This window comes from Luteimonas campi, assembly GCF_051162505.1.
In the GTDB taxonomy this organism is placed as follows: Bacteria; Pseudomonadota; Gammaproteobacteria; order Xanthomonadales; family Xanthomonadaceae; genus Luteimonas.
The window spans coordinates 242026-259706 of the sequence record NZ_JBNWEM010000003.1; the positions used below are offsets into that span (position 1 = coordinate 242026).

Consider the following 17681-nt stretch of genomic DNA (forward strand, 5'->3'; position numbering starts at 1 on the left):
TCGTCGCCTGGGAGAGCAGGTACGGGAGAGCCGGGAGCCCGGATGCTGGCCGAGGGGCTGCTCGACCTCGACTGGTATGCGCGCGACACCGGGGCGGGCCCCTCACTCCCGGATGTAGTGGAACATTTCGTGGCGCATGGATTGCCGGCCGGACGCGGGTTCGACGCGCGGTCCGACGCGCTGCTGGCCGGCGGCGATACCGCGCTGGCGGCAAGTGCGGTGGATGTCGTCAGGGCCTCGCCGATGTTCGATGCGGACTTCTACCTGTATCACAACCCGGACGTGGGGCGCTCGAAGGTAGACCCAGCGGCACACTTCGCCCGACATGGCTGGAGAGAATTCCGCAATCCATGCGCGAAGTTCGATGTCTGGTGGTACCTGGCGACCCATCTTTCGCATGCCGGCGACCAGGTGAACCCACTGCTGCATCATGCGCTGGTGGGCGCGGCGCTGGGCCTCGGCACAGTGCCGCGGGTGCAGCGACCGGGTCCGGGGGCGCGGATCGCAGGCGGCGCACCACCTCGTCGCGTCTGCCTGTTCGCAGGCTACGATGCCGACGGGCGCGTGGACGATTATGTGGTGCGCTACGTGCGCGAACTGTCGCGCCACGCGGACGTGTACTACCTGGCCGACTGCTGGATGGCGCCGGGCGAGCTGGAGCGTCTGGCGCCATTCGTGAAAGGAGCGTGGGCTGATCGCCACGGCACCTACGACTTCGGTTCCTGGTCGCGGCTGGCCGCGCAGCACGTCGGCTGGGATGCGATCTCCGACTACGACGAACTGCTACTGGTAAACGACAGTTGCTACCTGGTGCGACCGCTGGACCAGTTGTTCGCCAAGATGGACGCGACCGCCTGCGACTGGTGGGGATTGCAGGCGACCAAGCGCGACTTCCTCGGCCCAACGCCGCTGCCCCCGGTCGCCGAGCTGGTCGAGGCCCTGCCCGAGGCCCCGCCCGAACCGCGGCAAGCGAACAACCTGCATGTGAGTTCCTACTTCGTTGTCTACCGGCAAAAAGTCACCTCCGACGCCGGCTTCCGCACGCTCCTAGAGAGCGTGTCGGCCGAACCAGACAAGCCCAGGATCATCCTCAAGTACGAGATCGGGCTGAGCCGCCACCTGCTGACGTCCGGGCTGCGTCTCGCGACATTCGTCGATCACCTGCACCCGTATCACCCTGCGTACACCGAAGATGCGTTCGGTTTGATCGAGCGTGGATTCCCGCTGCTCAAGCGGCTGCTCCTGAGCAACAACCCGCTGGCAGCGGCGGACGTGTCGAGCTGGAAGTCGCGCATTCAGGCGGTCGTTGCGGAAGCGCCTGTCGAGGAGATGGAGCGCAACCTGCTGCGGGTGGCGGACGACGACAAGCTGCAGCGGAGTTTCTCGGTGCGGATCGCGGGCGACGGCAAGCCGCTGGCGACGAAGCTGCTGACCGGGGACGAGATGGCACGCGAGGACAAGCGCACGCCGAAGTTCGACCACTGGTGGGCCTTTCCCGTGTGCGCCTACGACCACCTGCTGACGGGAAACGAGCGTGCGGTGTTCGAACAGGTGCGGAACGACCCGTCGATCAAGAAGATCGTGCTCACGCGCCGGCGGTGGGTGTCGCTGGAAGGAGAGAACGTGGTGGTGTGCCCGCTCGACAGCCCGGAAGGGCAGTACCACCTGTTGCGGGCGAAGCAGATCTTCGTCAAGCACTCGCCGCGGATCAACGCCAAGTACCCGATCTCGGCGAAGCTGCACAACTTCATCAACCTGTGGCACGGGATCCCGCTCAAGCGTTTCGGCCCGGCATCGCTGGACATGGAGCAGAAGCTGGAGTGGGTATATCGCGAGAACCGCGACTGCCGTGCGGTGATCAGCTCGTCGAAGGTGGACGCGCTGGCGATGGCGGCGGCGTTCTATCCGCTGCCGTACCGGGATGTGTGGATTACCGGCCTGCCGCGCAACGATTTCATCGTCTGTGCCGAGTCGCGCCTTCCGTCGGACTTCCTTGCGGAAGGGCGGCGACTGGAAGCGGAGCGTGCCGGCCGGAAGCTGGTGCTGTTCGCGCCGACGTTCAAGAACGCGCAGGCGGACGGGTATTACCGGTTCTCGGACGACGAGCTCGACTGGCTGCGCGGTTGGCTGCAGGCGAACGATGCCGTACTGGGGGTTCGCGAGCACATGGCCGATCGCGCGCATGCCTACTACGCGCAGCTGTCCTCGCTCGGCGCACTGGACCTGTCGGCGGCCCGTTATCCCAACATCGAGGTGCTGTACCGGCAGTCGGCGGCGCTGGTGACCGACTATTCGAGCTGTGCGATCGATTTCATGTTGACAGGCCGTCCGGTGGTGAGCTTTGCGTACGACCTCGAGTACTACGCGGGCAGCGAGCGCGGGCTGTTCTACGACCTGGACCACGTGTTTCCCGGACCCGTGTGCCGGGATTTCGGCCGACTGTCACGGGCGCTCGGGGACCTTTTCGGGGGCGAACCGGACGCCGCGGCGTGCGCCTGGCGCCTGCGCATGTTCTTCGACCATATCGACAACTGCAGTGCCTGGCGGGTCGTCCAGCGAGTGCGTGGGCTTTACGCGGAGGGCGGTGTCTCTCCCGCAACAATCAAGGAGCGTGCAGCTTGAGAACTGTGCTCACATACGGAACATTCGATATTCTGCACGTCGGGCATATCAACCTACTTCGACGCGCGCGTGCGCTAGGCGATCGGCTAGTTGTGGGTCTATCCACCGACGAGTTTAACGAAGGCAAGCACAAGTCGTCGCTGCTCAACTATGAGAACCGCAAGGCAGTGCTGGAAGCGATCCGTCACGTCGATGAGGTGTTCCCGGAGCGCACTTGGGAACAGAAAGTCGACGACATTCGCCGTCTCGGGGCGCACGTTTTCGTGATGGGTGAGGACTGGTGCGGAAAGTTCGACTTTCTCTCCGAGTATTGCGAGGTGGTCTATCTTCCGCGGACCGCTGCGATATCTACGACGGAGATCAAGCAGTCGTTCGGTCAGATCCAGGATGTTGATGCGTGCGGTCCCAGAATACTCGGAACGAAATCTGGGGCATGAGGAAAAAATTGGAGTAGTGCGAGGAAGTCATGTCGAAATCCAGCAATAAACCCAGACGAACAGCTTTGTTGGTGCTCGGGATGCATCGATCGGGAACCTCGGCGCTCTCGGGCGTGCTCGCCAAGCTCGGCGCCGAGAGTCCAAAGACCTTGATGCCGCCCACCGCCGACAACCCCAAGGGATATTGGGAGTCAAGCGCGATCATGGATTTCAATAACGCGGTGCTCGCGTCAGCGGGGTCGCGCTGGGACGAATGGGAAGCGTTCAACAGGGGCTGGCTTGGCTCGGCGACTGGAATGGCGATGGTGTCTGGGATCTCGGCTCTGCTGGCAGATGAGTTCGGACAGGCTCCGCTGTTCCTGCTCAAAGATCCGAGGATTTGCAGGATCCTGCCGGTCTGGCTGCAGGGGCTGGCCGAGGCCGACGTAGCGATCAAGATTGTCGTCCCGGTCCGGAATCCGCTGGAAGTGGCGGACTCCCTTGCGACGCGCAACAAGCTCACTCGTCTTCAGGCGCTGCTGATATGGTTGAGGCACGTTCTGGATGCGGAGTACGACAGCCGCGGACAGGACCGTGCATTCATGCGCTATGCCGATCTGCTCACGAACTGGAGAGCGGAAACAGCGCGCATCGGGGAGGCGCTGGACCTCCGGTGGCCACGTATGTCGGGGAGCGCGGAAGCAGAGATTGACGCCTACTTGGATCGCTCGTTGAAGCACCATGCTGCTGAGCAGGCGTTGCCAGACGGAAACGCGATTCTCGGTTGGGTAGCCGAGGCTCATGCGGCGTATTCTGCTCTCGCAGAAGGGCGTGATCGCACGGCTGCAGAGAGCAAACTGGATCAGGTGAGGACGGCCTTTGATGCTGCTTCGCGGGCATTCGCTCCGCTGTTCCACGAGGTACGGGGCGACCTGACTCAGCGCCTTGACGCGAGATCCGCGGACGTGGGGCGGCTATCCGCCGAGGCGAAGGAAATGCGCGCTGAAATTGCTGGGCTCAAGCGGCAGCACCTGGCAGACGAAGATGAGGTTGTTAAGCTGAGATCTGAACTCGACACGCTTAGGGCGGAGCTGGCGACTCGGGTTGCCACGATGCGCAACCTAGAGACGCAACATCGATCCGATCTCGACGCGCTGGCGTCCGCGACGACTGAGCTCTCCTCGGTTGGGAAGGAGCTCTTGTCCGCCAGGAATAAGCTCGAGTCCAGCAACAATGAGCTTGCATCTGTCAGCGAGGAACTCGCGTCCACCAAGAATGAGCTGGCCTCTGTCAGAAAGCAGTTCGCTGAGGTCAGCAGCGAGATCATTGCTGTCAAGACGGAGCTTGCCGCAGCCGACGCGCGTGCGCGGGACGCGATCGTCGACAGGACTGGGTTGGAAGACACGCACAAGGCGCAGCTGGCTGCCCTGAACGACAGATTCCGCGAGTTGGAAGACCGCAAGGCGAAAGCCGAGGGCCTAGCGACTGAACGCCTGTCGGAGATCGTTTCCCTCTCCAAACGAGTGCTTGAGCTTGAGGGCGCGTTGGAAAAGTCCCGTACCGCCCACAACGTCCAGATGGCCGAGCTCGATGCCGCCAAGCAGGGGGCGGCGGAGCAAGAGGTTCGCGTTCGAGGGCTCGTTGCGGAGCTTTCAGCGCAATCAGCGGTCATCTCAAGCTACCGCCAGGCGCTCGAAAGCGTCAGAAGCTCCGGTCGCTGGGCATTTCCTGGCGAACTGCGCGAACTGGCGCGTCGCGCCGTCGATGTCGGCGAAGTGGAACGCCCCGAGGGCGAGCTGGAGGCGATCCTGCGCAGATCGAAGCTGTTCGACTCCGGGTGGTACATGGCGAAGTACCAGGATGTGCGCAAGAGGCAGGTGGATCCGGTCAGGCATTTCCTACGGCACGGTGCTAAGGAGGGCAGGGATCCCGGACCCGCTTTCAGCACAAAGGGTTACATCGCCCATAATCCCGATGTAGAAGCCGCAGGCGTCAATCCGCTTGTGCATTATTTGGTATACGGCCGCAAGGAGGGGCGGGTCATTGCAACCGCTGAATCGAAGTCGGGTGGGAAGGTCTGAAGCGATGAGGGTGCAGATTGAACAGTCGGGGTTGCTGGACCCCAAGTGGTACCTTGAGCGCTATCCCGACGTGCGTGAGCTCGGCATAGCCCCCGTTGAGCACTATCTCCGTATCGGTGCGCGTCTGCTCCGCGACCCCGGTCCCGGCTTCAGCACAGGGCAGTACTTAGCCGCGAATCCGGACGTAGAGCGTGCGGGGGTAAACCCCCTCTGGCACTACATTGCCTATGGGCGAAAGGAAGGTCGGAAGCTTGCTCCCTCGGGCGCCGCTGCGCCGGTGGCGCACGCCGAGCGCAGGCAGGAACAACGCACCGGTGCTGCGACTTTGGCGACCGGCGGTAGCAATGTCGGTGATGCGCGCTACCTCGCCATGCGCCATGATGTCGCAGCCTCCGGTCTTTGGGACGAAAACTGGTATCTCGCTCGGTATTACTTCCAGTTCGTCGATTTCAAGGCCAGGCTGGGCCATACCGAGTATGTGACCCCACTCGACCACTACCTGCGGGAGGGGTGGAGGCTCGGATTGGAGCCGTCGGCGCGCCTGCCGTTGCAGGTGTCTCAGGCGGAACTCGCAGAGAACAAAATAACGTACTTCCTCAACACATTCAGGTTCAAAGGCTACCATCTCGCCAGCAACCCGTGGGTATTGAGCCCGGCCAGGGCTACGGCGTACTTAGCGCAGAAGCAGACGCGTACGGCCGCCAATGTGGTCTATACCTGCGTAACCGGCGGCTACGACAACCTGATGCAGCCGTACCATGTCACGGACGAATGGGACTACGTGTGCTTCACTGATGATCCAGAACTGCTCGCGAAAGGTCGCGAGGGAGTTTGGGAAGTTCGGGCGTTGACGGCCGCGGATTACGGTGCCGGCCAAGCGAACCGCTGGCACAAGATGCATCCTCACCTGCTCTTCCCGAAGTACAGGGAGAGCATATATCTCGATGGCAATATCAGCATCATCTCGTCCTACCTCGCCGACGAGATCCAGGCCCGCAACGTACCGTTCCTCCTCCCTAGGCATTTCGCCAGGGACTGCGTGTACAAGGAGATCGAGGCTCTTCTCGCGAGCCCGCGCTTCAGCGCAGAGGACAAAGCCCGGTTTTCGGCGTGCCGCGAGTTCCTGGAATCCGAAGGTTTGCCTGCCGGCTTGGGACTCACCGAGAATAATGTGGTCTACAGGCGACACCATGACCCGCTCGTCGTCAACTTGATGGCTGACTGGTGGGATGCGTACCTGCGTATATCTCCCCGAGACCAGACGACGCTGGCCTATGTTCTCTGGAAGAACGGTGTCGATGCGTCTAGGCACCTAATTGCCAACTGCAGGGTCAACTACCGCGATTTTTGTATCGTCAAGCACAATCGGGTTTCGTCCCTTGCGGAGCGTCGGATCGCGGCGAAAGCGCTGGAGCCAGCCTTTGCAGACAGAAATATCTGCGTGGTCTTCTCCACAAACGAGTACTTCGTGCCCTACCTCGGGGTGGCTATCTCCTCGCTTCTGAAGAACAGCAGCGCGCATTACAACTACGACATCATCATCCTTGGTCGGGCGCTTTCGCCAGTTGCGCAGGAAAAGCTTGCTGCGCTTGGAAGCTACGGCGCCAACGTGTCGGTCAGGCTCTATGACATGGGTGAGATCTACGAGTCGCTGCCGAAGGACATATTCCATGTAGAGGGCTACGTTCCGGTAGAGACCTACAACAAGTGCTTCATTACAAAGATACTATCCGGATACAAGCGCTGCGTCTATCTCGATTCCGACATCGTGGTTGTCGACGATGTCCAAAAGCTGCACGATGCGCCCTTGGACGGAAAGGCCATCGCGGCAAGCGTTAACGTTGCGAACGTCAATGCGGCGTACTGCAGAAAAGAGATTAAGGGTCGAAGGTTCGACGAGTATCTGCGCAACGTGTTGGGGGTAAATAAGGTCGAAGAGTACTTCCAGGCGGGCGTACTTGTCCTGGATCTCGAGGCTTTGGAAAAAATGGACCTGCCAGAGCGGGCTCTCGATAGTATCGGTCGCGTACGTCAGCCGATCTTCTTTGATCAGTGCATCTTCAACAGGATTTTCTACGGCAACGTGAAGTTCATTTCCACGGCGTGGAACCACGTCTGGTATATGCAAAGCTACTCGTACTTGCGAGGCTCCGTGCCGGATTGGGTGTTCTTCGACTATGCGAAAGGACGCGTGCGGCCGAAGATCATCCATTTTGCTAGCAAGGACAAGCCCAATACGCGGTATGGGTGGCAGTTGGGCGACGTGTTCTGGAAGTACACCTACGAGTCACCGTTCAAGGACGAGATCCTCGGCCTCCTCGCAGAGGCTGACAATGATGTAAGCCGGGCGATGAGGAGCGTCGGTGGGGAACGTTGGTATTCGACTGCGCCCCGTCTGCTCGTGCACGTCCACCTCTTCTATGTTGACCAGCTAGATGTGATGCTCCGGACAGTCGCCAACATCAGCGACTGCGAGTACGATTTGTTCGTCACGATGGTCGAGGCTAACGCGGAAGTGGAGAGCCGGATCGTGGCAGAAGTCCCCGGTGCGAAAGTACTCTTGGTCCCGAACGTCGGCTACGACATCTATCCGTTCCTGCACGTCCTGCAACAGGTGCGGCTGTCTGACTACCAGTTCGTCCTTAAGATCCACAGCAAGAATAGGCGGGAGCCTGGGCAGGATGTGGTGTACGGCATCTCGGTGCCAGCTTATGCTTGGCGCGACGAGTTGATCGAAGCGGTGGCCGGGTCTAAGGAGATATTCCGGCGCAACCTTGAGTTTCTGCGGGAGGACTCGGGCGTGGGTTGTTTGGGCGCGCGCAGGTTCGTATTCAGCACCCGCGAAAATCGGGAGGAGATTACGTATCGCCTGCCGGAATGGCGGGAGAAGTGCGGCGTTGCCGACGGTCACCATTACATCGGTGGGTCGATGTTCCTGGCGCGGGCGTACCCGTTCGAACGTCTGAAGGGCTTGCGTATGCGCCCTGACGATTTCAGGTCGGGGGAAATGGGTACGAAGGACTACAAGAACACGGCCCACATTTTCGAACGATTGCTGGGCATCGTCGTGGAGAGTGAGGGTTTCCGGGTCGTGGGCGTGTAGGCTGGCTTGGTCGTCGACCGCGAAGGTCGAGGTGTCCGTTCGTCGCGGTTGCCGTTCACTTCGAGCCAAACGTGCTGCGGAGCTATCGGTAGGTTTTGCATGGAGAGTTGCCGTGAGCATTCCTCCGAGTTTCGATCCTGCCTTCTATGCCGTCGAGGCCGGGCTTGATTTCGCCTCGACGGACGATGCGCTCGCCCATTTCACGGACATCGGAAAGCGACGAGGGCTGAAAGGCTCGCCTGGCTGCAACCAAGGTTATTTTTTGCGATTGATTCAGCAGATGCGTCCAGGGGCGGTGCTCGAGATAGGCCCGGGGGCGGCGCCGCGCCTTGTGGGTGCAAACGTCTATTACTTCGATGTCAAGACTGAAGACGAGCTTCGGCAGAGGTATGGCAGTGAAAGGTCGATCGATGAGATTCCAGAACGCATTCACTTCGTCGACAGTGAGGGTGATCTGGGTGTCATCGATAGGAAATTCGACGTCGTGTTCTCGTCCCACGTCATCGAGCACTCGGTGGACCTCGTCGCGCACCTGAACCAGGTTCGTTCACTTCTCAACGACGGCGGGCACTACTTCTTGGTGATTCCAAACAGGATGTACACGTTCGACTTCTATAAGCCGGCGACCGTCGTCGAAGACGTGATAGCGGCGCATATGCATCCAGCCGGAAGTGACTATCACTTTCTAAGGAGCTACTTGCTTGAGGTTTTCAGGCGCACACACAATGACCCAGGGCAGCACTGGGCAGGCAATCACGGAGAAGCTAAAGGATTCGATGGGAAAGCGGGGGGGCTCACGAGGGCCTATGAGGACGTTGCGGGTAGGCCTGTTGCTCGCAGCGGTTTCCATCGATGGATGTTTGACGAAGATTCCTTCGTTGATGTTATGGGCGCGCTCTACAGAATTGAGTTCAGTCCCCTTCGGGTTCGTGAGTGTTACAACACCGCTGCGGGCTCCATGTCTTTCAACGCGATACTGTCCTTGTGAGCATGGCCATGCTGGCACGAGCGGTCTGGCGCGGAGGTTTGCCGGCTGCCGGTGGCCGCCACCCCGGGAAGTTGTGCTTTTAGGGGAAGGATCCGGTGGTTGGCTCCCTATAATTGCTCGTCGTCGATTGCTGGCCACCAGCCACCAGCCACCTGCAGCTGCTCTAACGGCGGCGAACGCGACTTGGGCGTTGGTCGTGCTCGCGCCTGTGGCCCACGGACTTATGCAGATCATTACGGAACCGGCACCTCAACGGGCCAACGAAGATCCTAGCGAATGAAGCTGAATTTAGTGGTCAATCGGGGCCTCCAGCCGAAGCACGTAGCGCTACGTCCCGAGCCGACATTGACGCCAGTCGACAGGGCAGAGGTCGGCGCGCGATGGAATGCCAGTGGCGACCGGGCCGCATTTGCGGTGAAGTTCGACGAGGCGCTGCAGGCCCTTGCTGCCGGTTGGTACCGATTCACAGGCCGGCTTTTGTTGGACGACCCGATTGCGGGCATTCCCTGCCTGTACCCCGTCTACGGGTCCGGGCTCGGGGGCGACGCGCAGATTGAGCTGGCTGCGCCCGGCCCGGGTGGACGGATCGATGCGCTGGTGCTGTTCAAGCAGGACGTCACCGGCCTCCGGTTCTCGCCGGTGGAGGGACCGGCGCTTTTCGAGCTCGACGACCTCGTCCTGCGGCGCGTCGGGCGGGTGGAGGCCCTTTGGCGGATGCTGGGTCCAACCGCGCGAGTACCCGGTGGAACTGCTGCGCGTGCCCTCCGGTTCGCCTCTCATGCGGTGCGCTGCGGCCTGTCGCCCGCCACCGATGCCTTGTATCGGGACTATCGCAGGCGACTGCTACCCGAGGACGCAGGCGAGTACGCCGGATGGGTCGCGCGGTTCGATACCCTGACGACCGGCCGCATGGAGGATATGCGCGCGCGTGCATCCCGCATCTCAAGCGATTCCGCCCCGCTGGTTTCGGTCCTCGTGCCGACCTACAACACCCCGGAACGTTGGCTGCGGCGATGCATCGAAAGCGTCATCAGCCAGGTCTATCCGCATTGGCAGCTCTGTATCGCGGACGATGCGTCTCCCGATCCGCGGGTGATGGAGGTGCTGCGCGAGTACGCGGCCGCCGATCCGCGCATCGAGATCATGCGGCGCCCTGCCAATGGACACATCTCGCAGGCGTCCAACAGCGCACTTTCGATGGCGCGTGGCGATTACGTCGGCCTGCTCGACCACGACGACGAGTTGCGGCCGCACGCGTTGCTGGAAATGGCCGAGGCGATTCTCGCGAATCCCGGCGTGGGTCTTCTCTACTCGGATGAGGACAAGCTCGACGAGGAGGGACGGCGATTCGATCCGTACTTCAAGCCGGACTGGAACCCGGACCTGTTGCGGGCCCAGAACTATGTCTGCCACTTCACCGTGATCCGCACGGATCTGGTGCGCAAGGTTGGAGGGTTCCGGGAGGGCTTCGAAGGCAGCCAGGACCACGATCTGTTCCTGCGCTGCATCGAAGAGCTGCCCCCGGGCGGCATCCATCACGTCCCCCGGGTTCTTTACCATTGGCGTGCCATCACGGGGTCCACGGCGCTCAGCCGCGATGCCAAGGACTACGCCGCGGAAGCCGGCGAGCGGGCCGTTGCCGACCATCTCGCAAGAAGGTACCCCGGCGCGCGCGTGGAGGGGCTTTCGCACGGGCACTATCGCGTGCGCTGGCCCATGCCGGAGCCGCCGCCGAAGGTCAGCCTGATCATCCCGACCCGCGACAGGGTCGATCTTTTGCGCACCTGCGTGGACAGCATCCTGTCCAGGACGAGCTACCCGGCTTACGAGGTGGTGGTGGTCGACAACCAGTCGTCGGATCCGGCAGCCCTCGACTATCTTGCCCAGCTCGATCGCGACCCGCGGGTCCGCGTGCTCCGGTACGACGCTCCGTTCAACTACTCTGCCATCAACAACTGGGCGGCCGGTCGGTGCGATGGCGCGGTCCTGGGGCTGCTGAACAATGATGTCGAGGTGATCTCGCCGGACTGGCTCGATGAGTTGGTGTCCCAGGCCGTTCGCCCGGGTGTCGGTGCCGTCGGGGCGATGCTCTATTACCCGAACGACACGATCCAGCATGCGGGCGTGGTGCTGGGCATCCACGGCGTCGCCGCGCACCAGTACGCGGGCATGTCGAGGGGCTACCCGGGACACGGAGGCCGGGCGCGCGTCGCGCAGGAGCTTTCCGCCGTCACCGGCGCCTGTCTGGTCGTCACGCGCGCGGCCTACGAGAGCGTCGGCGGTCTCGACGAAGCGCTGCAGGTGGCGTTCAACGACATCGACTTCTGCCTGCGCCTGCTGGAGGCCGGATACAGGAACGTATGGACGCCGTTCGCCGAGCTCTACCATCACGAATCGGCGTCCCGCGGCGCGGAGGACACCGACGAGAAGAGGGAACGGTTCGGAAACGAGGTCGCCCTGATGCTCCGGCGGTGGGGTCCCAGGCTCGCCCGCGACCCCGCTTACAATCCGAATCTGACGCTGGAAAGCCCTAACAGCGAGCTGGCGTCGCCCCCTCGCGGCGCGCCCTGAGGCCAGCGGAATTGTGCCGGGCCCGGGCGGCGTCGATACACTAGCGACGTGCCGTCCGGGGGCACAGCGGGGCGCCGGGGTTCATGCGATTGCCGCGGATAATGCCCGCCCTCCGGCCTGCGTGGGGCCGCGCGTCGCGCCTCCCAACGGTCTGATCATTTCAACCTTAACCTGGCATACGGAGTGAATCCATGAAACAGCTTCTTCTCGCGGCGGCCATCGTCGTCGCACTGGCCGCATGCGGCGCGGAACAGAACGCCGACCAGACCCCCGGCGGGACGACCGTCGAGCCGACGGCGGATGCGGCCAAGAAGTCGCCAGCCAGCGCCGCGACAGGCATCGATGTCCTGACCGGGCTGGGTTTCATCCCCGATTTCGCATACGGAACCGCGTATGACATCGTCGACAAGAACAAGGAAGGCGTGAGTCGGCGCCGGGTGCTTCTGGAGGTGCTGGAGGGCGATATCGAGGCCGCGATGGCCAGCGCGCAGGCTACGCTCCAGAACGCAGGCTACTCGAAGTCGAAGGAATCCTCGGATGGCGGCCGCTACGACGCGGTCTTCGTGAAGCGTGGATTTCCCACCCTCGTGTTCATGGGTCAGTCCCCTGAGCGCGGGCCCGAACTGAAGAATCCCGAAGCTGTCGGGACGATCCACATCATGTGGAACACCTACTGACGGGCGTCCCGCGCGGGTCGATGGTGAATGTCGCCGGGGTTGCGGCTCCGGCGACGGGCATCACCGCCCGGCAAGGCGGAACAGCCGCACCCCGCTGTCGTCCGGAGCGTCGAGCGGGGTGAGGCAGCGCAAGTCCGCTGCGGGCACGGCGACGGTGTAGGCCACGTGGGTGATCCCGAGTTCCTGCAAGGTCGATCCGCAGACGTCCAGGACGACGCGATACTGGTCGGGGTGGATCAGTTCGAACCGGGGGGCCGTCAAGCCCGGCTCTGACGCAATGCTGATCGTGGAATATCGATTCCATACACCGATGTAGCGCAGCGACGGGTCGAGTCGTTCCAGCGCCGGCCGGTCGGGAATCACGTGGGTGCCGCCCCACACTTCGAGGCCGACCGACTTGAGTCCCTGGGCGAAGAAGTTGTCGCCGATCGCGACCCAGCGGTCACCGGGCGCGCCACCCTGTCTCTTCGCCGCCTGCAGAACGGGCTTGTCCAGGATGGAGGACAGCCCGCTTGTCAGCGGGTTAACCGTGGCCGCGGGCAATGCCACGATGGCGATGCCGGTGGCGAGGAATCGCACCTGGCCCCGCGAAATCCCGATCGCGATGAGGGTGGTGGCCAAGGTGCCCAGTGCCAACACCTGCCAGGTGAAGAAAGCCGGGTCGGCCTGTCTGAGCCGCCATCCGAGGTAGAAAACGGCGCACGCAGCCAGCGGCACGGTGATCCAGCTCAGCCGGCGAGCGCCTGTCGACGGTCGCGACGCCTGCATCCGGGCGACCAACACCGTGCACAGGAGAATCGAGCCGACGCCCAGGGCCATGAGGGCGCGTTTTGGCGTCACCGACGACCAGCCCGCGATCTGCAGGAGCTGGTTCACGGGTGCCGGCAGCGCGAACACAACCCAGGCGAACGCGATCGCGCAGGCGCAGGCCATGGATGTCAGCAGTGCATTCCGGCGCCGAAACCAAAGCCCCAGCGGCACGAGCATGAAGGCGAGGGGGAGCATGATCAGGTGCCCGCTGGCTTCACTGGCGTTGTAACTGAAGGGCAGCTTGGGAAAATGGGTCTCGCCGATCCGGAAAGCCTCGAAGAAGCCGTGCATGAGCTTCGAGACAGGCACGCCACCGCTCGAGGCGACCCGGCGACCCGGATACGCGGTATCCATCATCGACGCGATGGCGCTCGACGCCGCGTGGAAGAACCAGACGCCGTACAGCGCCGTCGCGACCACGGCCGCGAGGAGCACGGTGGACCGGAACCAGCCTTCCTGCCTGAACCTGCCGAGTCCGCCTCGCTCCAGTCCGTATCCAACCAGGATGGCAACGGCCAGGTAGCCCAGGGGCAGGATGAAGGGCGGATAGAGGTTGAGCGCCAGGCTGGTCGCGGCATACACCACCAGGACGGCACCGACCGCGATCATCCGGCGACTCCCCGAGAAAAGGCTGTAAAGAGCGCCAACGGTGCCGAGTGCGAACGCCGTCATGATCTCGGGCAGCGCGCTCGAGAACCACCATTGCGTGTAGGACGAAAAGTAGACCCAGACCGTACCGGCGAGCGACGCCGGCAGGTTGCCTCGAGTCAGTATCAGCAACAGCCAGAGGAACGAGAGCGCGAGTCCGAAGCTCTTGTATGCCCAGGACCACGCGTAGCCGCGCTCGATGTCGAGAAACCGGAAACCCGCGTACTTGATGTTTGGCCAACCTACGGGGTCTGCGACCGGAACCCCCGCGACCAGCGGTGCGGTTGCCCCGCCCACGTTGTGGTTCACGCTGGGGCTCCCCGCCTGTACCTGGTTGAGGACCCAGGGGGTATGCACTTTCCACTCGTCCGACCTGATGTGGCGCGGAGGGCCGACATCGATCGCCTGTTCGACGGGCGCCCGCGGGTAGGCGTGCTCCCAGACCTCGATGGAGGACTGGTGCAGCTTCAGGCCCACAAACAGCACGGCGGACGCTGCGATCAGCGCGAACGTCGCGCAGACGGCGGGCGTGAACACCAGCAGCTCGTCGTCCAGGTAACGTCCCCAGCGCTGAAAGCGCTCAAGCCCGGTCCAGGCGGGTCGTGCACGCATGATGCCAGCGCAAGAACCGGCGAGCAGCACGGCGGCAGCCAGGGCAAGGAGCAGGCGCTGCAGCGCGACCACCGACGCGTGCGGGCCGCGTGCGGGCCGTGGCAGGGAGATCTCGACGTAAGGATCGTTCCCGAAGGAGTGAAGGACCAAGTCACCATTGGCCGAGAGTTCCAAACGGGACTGGTTGACTTGGCCGCGCGCATCGAACAGCGCCCGGCCATCGAAGCGCTGTACACCTTTCGAATCCCGTATTTCGAAAGAATGCAGGACGACCTCGCCCCTGCCGGACGCGGGGTCGATGCGGATCCGATCGATGCGCTTGGAGACAGGCAGCTCTATGGTGTACGAGTGGGGTTTGCCATCGTCCTGGATGACGAACGCTCTGCTGTCGCCCTGCGTGAAGACGTTGTCGTGGCTCCGGTAGAAGAGTTCGCCACGCTCGCCGCTCGCTGCGCTCATCTCGAGCTCGGCGACCACTTGCGTTCGCGGCAGGCCGAGGGTGGACATGCCCGCGAAGAAGAAGAGCGCGATGAGGCCCGCCCGCGTCAGCCAGGGACGAATCCACGCGCGAGTTCGGCTAAGTCGTGGCGATGATGGGGAACTCATAGACGGTATGCCTCACCTACCCGTAGGGCACAGAAGTGGCTCTGCTTCGTGCAGCAGTGTCGAAACCAGTTGGGGCACGCTCAGCCCCCGCGCGCAGCCCAAGTGCTCCCGTGCATGCACCGTCCGGGCATCGGGCCGCGGAGTATACCCGGAGCCCCGTCGCCGCTTGCCGGCTCCCGGGGGCACTTCTCCTTGGGGACCGGTGTCCCACCGAACGGCGCACCGGCTCGGCCGCTGGGATGCACCGTTGCGGCGCGGGTCGATGGCGCAGCGTGCCACGCCGCCTTACCTGGCAGAGGCTGTATCGGCCAGCGGGCTTCGCGTGAAAGGCCCGAGCTATCCGGGGGGATGCGGTATCCTGCGCCGATGCAGCGCGGCTTGCCGGGCCACCGCTCTGCCCTGCGTGGCCGCGGGCCCGACTCGACACCCGCCCCCTTCAGGCGGTCGGCGTCGGGCCGACTTGTGAGCAACCAACACCATATTCATAGCCATGGTCGTATCGATTCCCAAGCCAGTCGGGGCTAATTGGCGCCGCCGCTCTCTTGCCGGGGACACGACACCGGGGCGCGGCGGCGGGGACGGGCTGTGATGCGGCATGTATACGCCGTGCCCGCCTATGGCCGGTCGCCCCACCTCGAGGCCTGCCTGGAGTCGCTCCGGGGGCAGCGCGCCGCCAGCGTCGTCGTGTCCACGTCGACGCCGTTCGATGGGCTCGAATCAATCGCCAGGTCGCATGGCGCGCGCGTCGTTGTCCACGGTCCCAATCGGGGAATCGGGACAGACTGGAATGCCGCGTATGAGGCGGCCGATGCAGAACTGGTGACCATCGCCCACCAGGACGACATCTATGCACCAGCGCACTCGGCGGCGGTGCAGGAGGCCTTTGCGACAGCTCCGGACGCCTTGCTGGCGTTCACCGACTACCGCGAATTCGACGACGGCGGCGTGCGTCCTCGCAATCGCACGCTGTGGGTCAAGGAACTGCAGCGGGAGCTGGCGTTCCTGGGTTCCAGGGTGGCCAGGACTGTGGCCAGGAAGCGCATGCTGCTGCGTTTCGGCAATCCGGTCGCCTGCCCGGCCGTGACGTTCAACCGGGCACGCCTGGAGGGTTTCCGGTTCCGGACAGACATGCGGACCAACATGGACTGGGCCGCGTGGCTGGAGCTTTCCGCGCGCGACGGCGCATTCCTATACGTGCGGCAGCCGCTGGTCCTCCACCGTATCCATGCGGGTAGCGAGACCACGGCCTGTATCGTCGACGGGGCGCGTGCGCGCGAGGACGAAGACATGTTCCGCCAGCTCTGGCCGGGAAGCATTGCGCGCGTTCTCGCGCGCCTGTATGCGGCCAGCTACACCACCAACGGATGAGCCTGCAGATGGATCCGAGTACCGGGCACGCAGCCACGCCGGGAGGCGTCTTCATCGTCATCCCCGCGTACAACGAGGGTAGTGCGCTCGGCGAGGTCGTCAGCGGACTCTCAGGGCGTTTCGCCCGGATCGTGGTCGTCGACGACGGTTCGGTCGACGATACTGCCGAAATCGCGTTACAGGCGGGCGCGACCGTGCTTGTCCACCCTGTAAACCTCGGCCAAGGCGCGGCCCTTCAGACGGGCATAACCTACGCGCTGTCGAAGGGCGCGGCATTCGTGGTTACCTTCGACGCCGACGGCCAACACGATGCCGATGACGTGCCTGGCATGGTCGAGGCGCTCTTGCGCAATGGCGCCCAGGTCGCGCTCGGAAGCCGTTTCCTCGAGGGGAGTTCGACCAATGCCACCAAGGCCCGGCGGCTCCTGCTGAAGGCTGCCACCGTGTTCACGCGGATCACGACCGGGCTGAAGGTGACCGATGCCCACAACGGCCTGCGGGTGTTTTCCGCCGCTGGCGCGGCCCGCATCCGGATCCGCCAGAACCGGATGGCTCATGCATCCGAGATCCTGGAGCAGATCGCGGCCGAGCGGATTCCCTACGTGGAGTGCCCGGTGCATGTGCGTTACACCGAGTACTCCAGGGCGAAGGGCCAGTCGGGCTTCGAGGCTCTCAACATTCTCGTGGATCTTGTCATGCAGAGGCTGAAATCATGATCCAGTTGTTGCTGACGCTCGCATTGGGCCTCGTCGTCCTGTTCGCGCTGAGAGAGTGGCGTGTGTCGCGGCTGGTTGGGTTCGGTCTGCTTGCCGTTGCCGTCATCGGCGGCGTGTTCGTCTGGGTTCCCGAAGCCGCTGATGGCACGGCGCGCCGCCTCGGGGTCGGCCGGGGTGCGGATCTGGTCCTCTATCTGTATTGCGCGGCCAGTTTCCTGCTGATCCTCAACCTGTCGCTCAAGCTGCGCACGCAGCACGAGACGCTGACCCGGCTGGCGCGGCACGTGGCCATCCGCCATGTGCGAGAGCCCGAACGGCACAACGGGGCGGAGCCGGGGGACGTCCCGACCGGATCGTCGTAACTTCGCTCGCGCTGCCGCATCGGCGCATCGCCATCCCGACTGCAGCATGACCAGGACGGTGATCGTCCCGAGGATCGGCATCGAGCCATGCCGGGATGGAC

At 63.4% G+C, this 17681-nt stretch carries 11 protein-coding genes; 10 read left to right on the forward strand and 1 reads right to left on the reverse strand.

Annotated elements, in window-relative coordinates:
* Window positions 1-42 precede the first annotated feature (42 nt).
* The 7 genes from ACQYVW_RS11085 (at window position 43) to ACQYVW_RS11115 (ending at window position 12458) form a co-directional block, all read left to right on the forward strand.
* On the forward strand, window positions 43-2622 hold the full coding sequence (locus tag ACQYVW_RS11085; protein WP_434947037.1) for a CDP-glycerol glycerophosphotransferase family protein: 2580 nt from the start codon (window positions 43-45) through the stop codon (window positions 2620-2622).
* A gap of 5 nt (window positions 2623-2627) precedes the next feature.
* Window positions 2628-3059, forward strand: a complete 432-nt coding sequence (gene tagD / locus ACQYVW_RS11090) for a glycerol-3-phosphate cytidylyltransferase (RefSeq protein WP_434947213.1) — start codon at window positions 2628-2630, stop codon at window positions 3057-3059.
* Window positions 3060-3088: 29 nt separating this feature from the next.
* A complete protein-coding gene (locus tag ACQYVW_RS11095; RefSeq protein WP_434947038.1) occupies window positions 3089-5119 on the forward strand; it encodes a sulfotransferase family protein in 2031 nt (676 codons plus the stop codon).
* 4 nt (window positions 5120-5123) lie between these two features.
* Window positions 5124-8222: a glycosyltransferase gene (locus ACQYVW_RS11100; protein ID WP_434947039.1), complete on the forward strand. Its 3099-nt coding sequence runs from the start codon at window positions 5124-5126 to the stop codon at window positions 8220-8222.
* A 112-nt stretch (window positions 8223-8334) separates the two neighbouring features.
* The gene (locus tag ACQYVW_RS11105) at window positions 8335-9210 is read left to right on the forward strand and encodes a class I SAM-dependent methyltransferase (RefSeq protein WP_434947040.1); all 876 of its coding nucleotides are present in this window, start codon (window positions 8335-8337) and stop codon (window positions 9208-9210) included.
* A 276-nt stretch (window positions 9211-9486) separates the two neighbouring features.
* The gene (locus tag ACQYVW_RS11110) at window positions 9487-11781 is read left to right on the forward strand and encodes a glycosyltransferase family 2 protein (protein ID WP_434947041.1); all 2295 of its coding nucleotides are present in this window, start codon (window positions 9487-9489) and stop codon (window positions 11779-11781) included.
* Between the two features lie 191 nt (window positions 11782-11972).
* Window positions 11973-12458, forward strand: coding sequence for a hypothetical protein (locus ACQYVW_RS11115; RefSeq protein ID WP_434932515.1), 486 nt, complete (start codon window positions 11973-11975; stop codon window positions 12456-12458).
* Between the two features lie 60 nt (window positions 12459-12518).
* Here the strand turns inward: ACQYVW_RS11115 and ACQYVW_RS11120 are convergent, their stop codons facing one another.
* On the reverse strand, window positions 12519-15035 hold the full coding sequence (locus ACQYVW_RS11120; protein WP_434947042.1) for a DUF7657 domain-containing protein: 2517 nt from the start codon (window positions 15033-15035) through the stop codon (window positions 12519-12521).
* Between the two features lie 687 nt (window positions 15036-15722).
* Here ACQYVW_RS11120 and ACQYVW_RS11125 point away from each other — a divergent pair.
* Genes ACQYVW_RS11125 through ACQYVW_RS11135 form a run of 3 tightly spaced genes read left to right on the forward strand, consistent with a single transcriptional unit; the run spans window position 15723 to window position 17580 of the window.
* Window positions 15723-16502, forward strand: a complete 780-nt coding sequence (locus tag ACQYVW_RS11125; protein ID WP_434947043.1) for a glycosyltransferase family 2 protein — start codon at window positions 15723-15725, stop codon at window positions 16500-16502.
* Entirely contained in the window at window positions 16499-17218 is a 720-nt protein-coding gene (locus ACQYVW_RS11130; RefSeq protein ID WP_434932512.1) for a glycosyltransferase family 2 protein, read from the forward strand. The genes ACQYVW_RS11125 and ACQYVW_RS11130 overlap by 4 nt, the downstream gene beginning before the upstream one ends.
* A complete protein-coding gene (locus ACQYVW_RS11135; protein WP_434932511.1) occupies window positions 17215-17580 on the forward strand; it encodes a DUF2304 family protein in 366 nt (121 codons plus the stop codon). Before ACQYVW_RS11130 ends, ACQYVW_RS11135 begins: the two co-directional genes overlap by 4 nt.
* The last annotated feature ends 101 nt before the right edge of the window (window positions 17581-17681 follow it).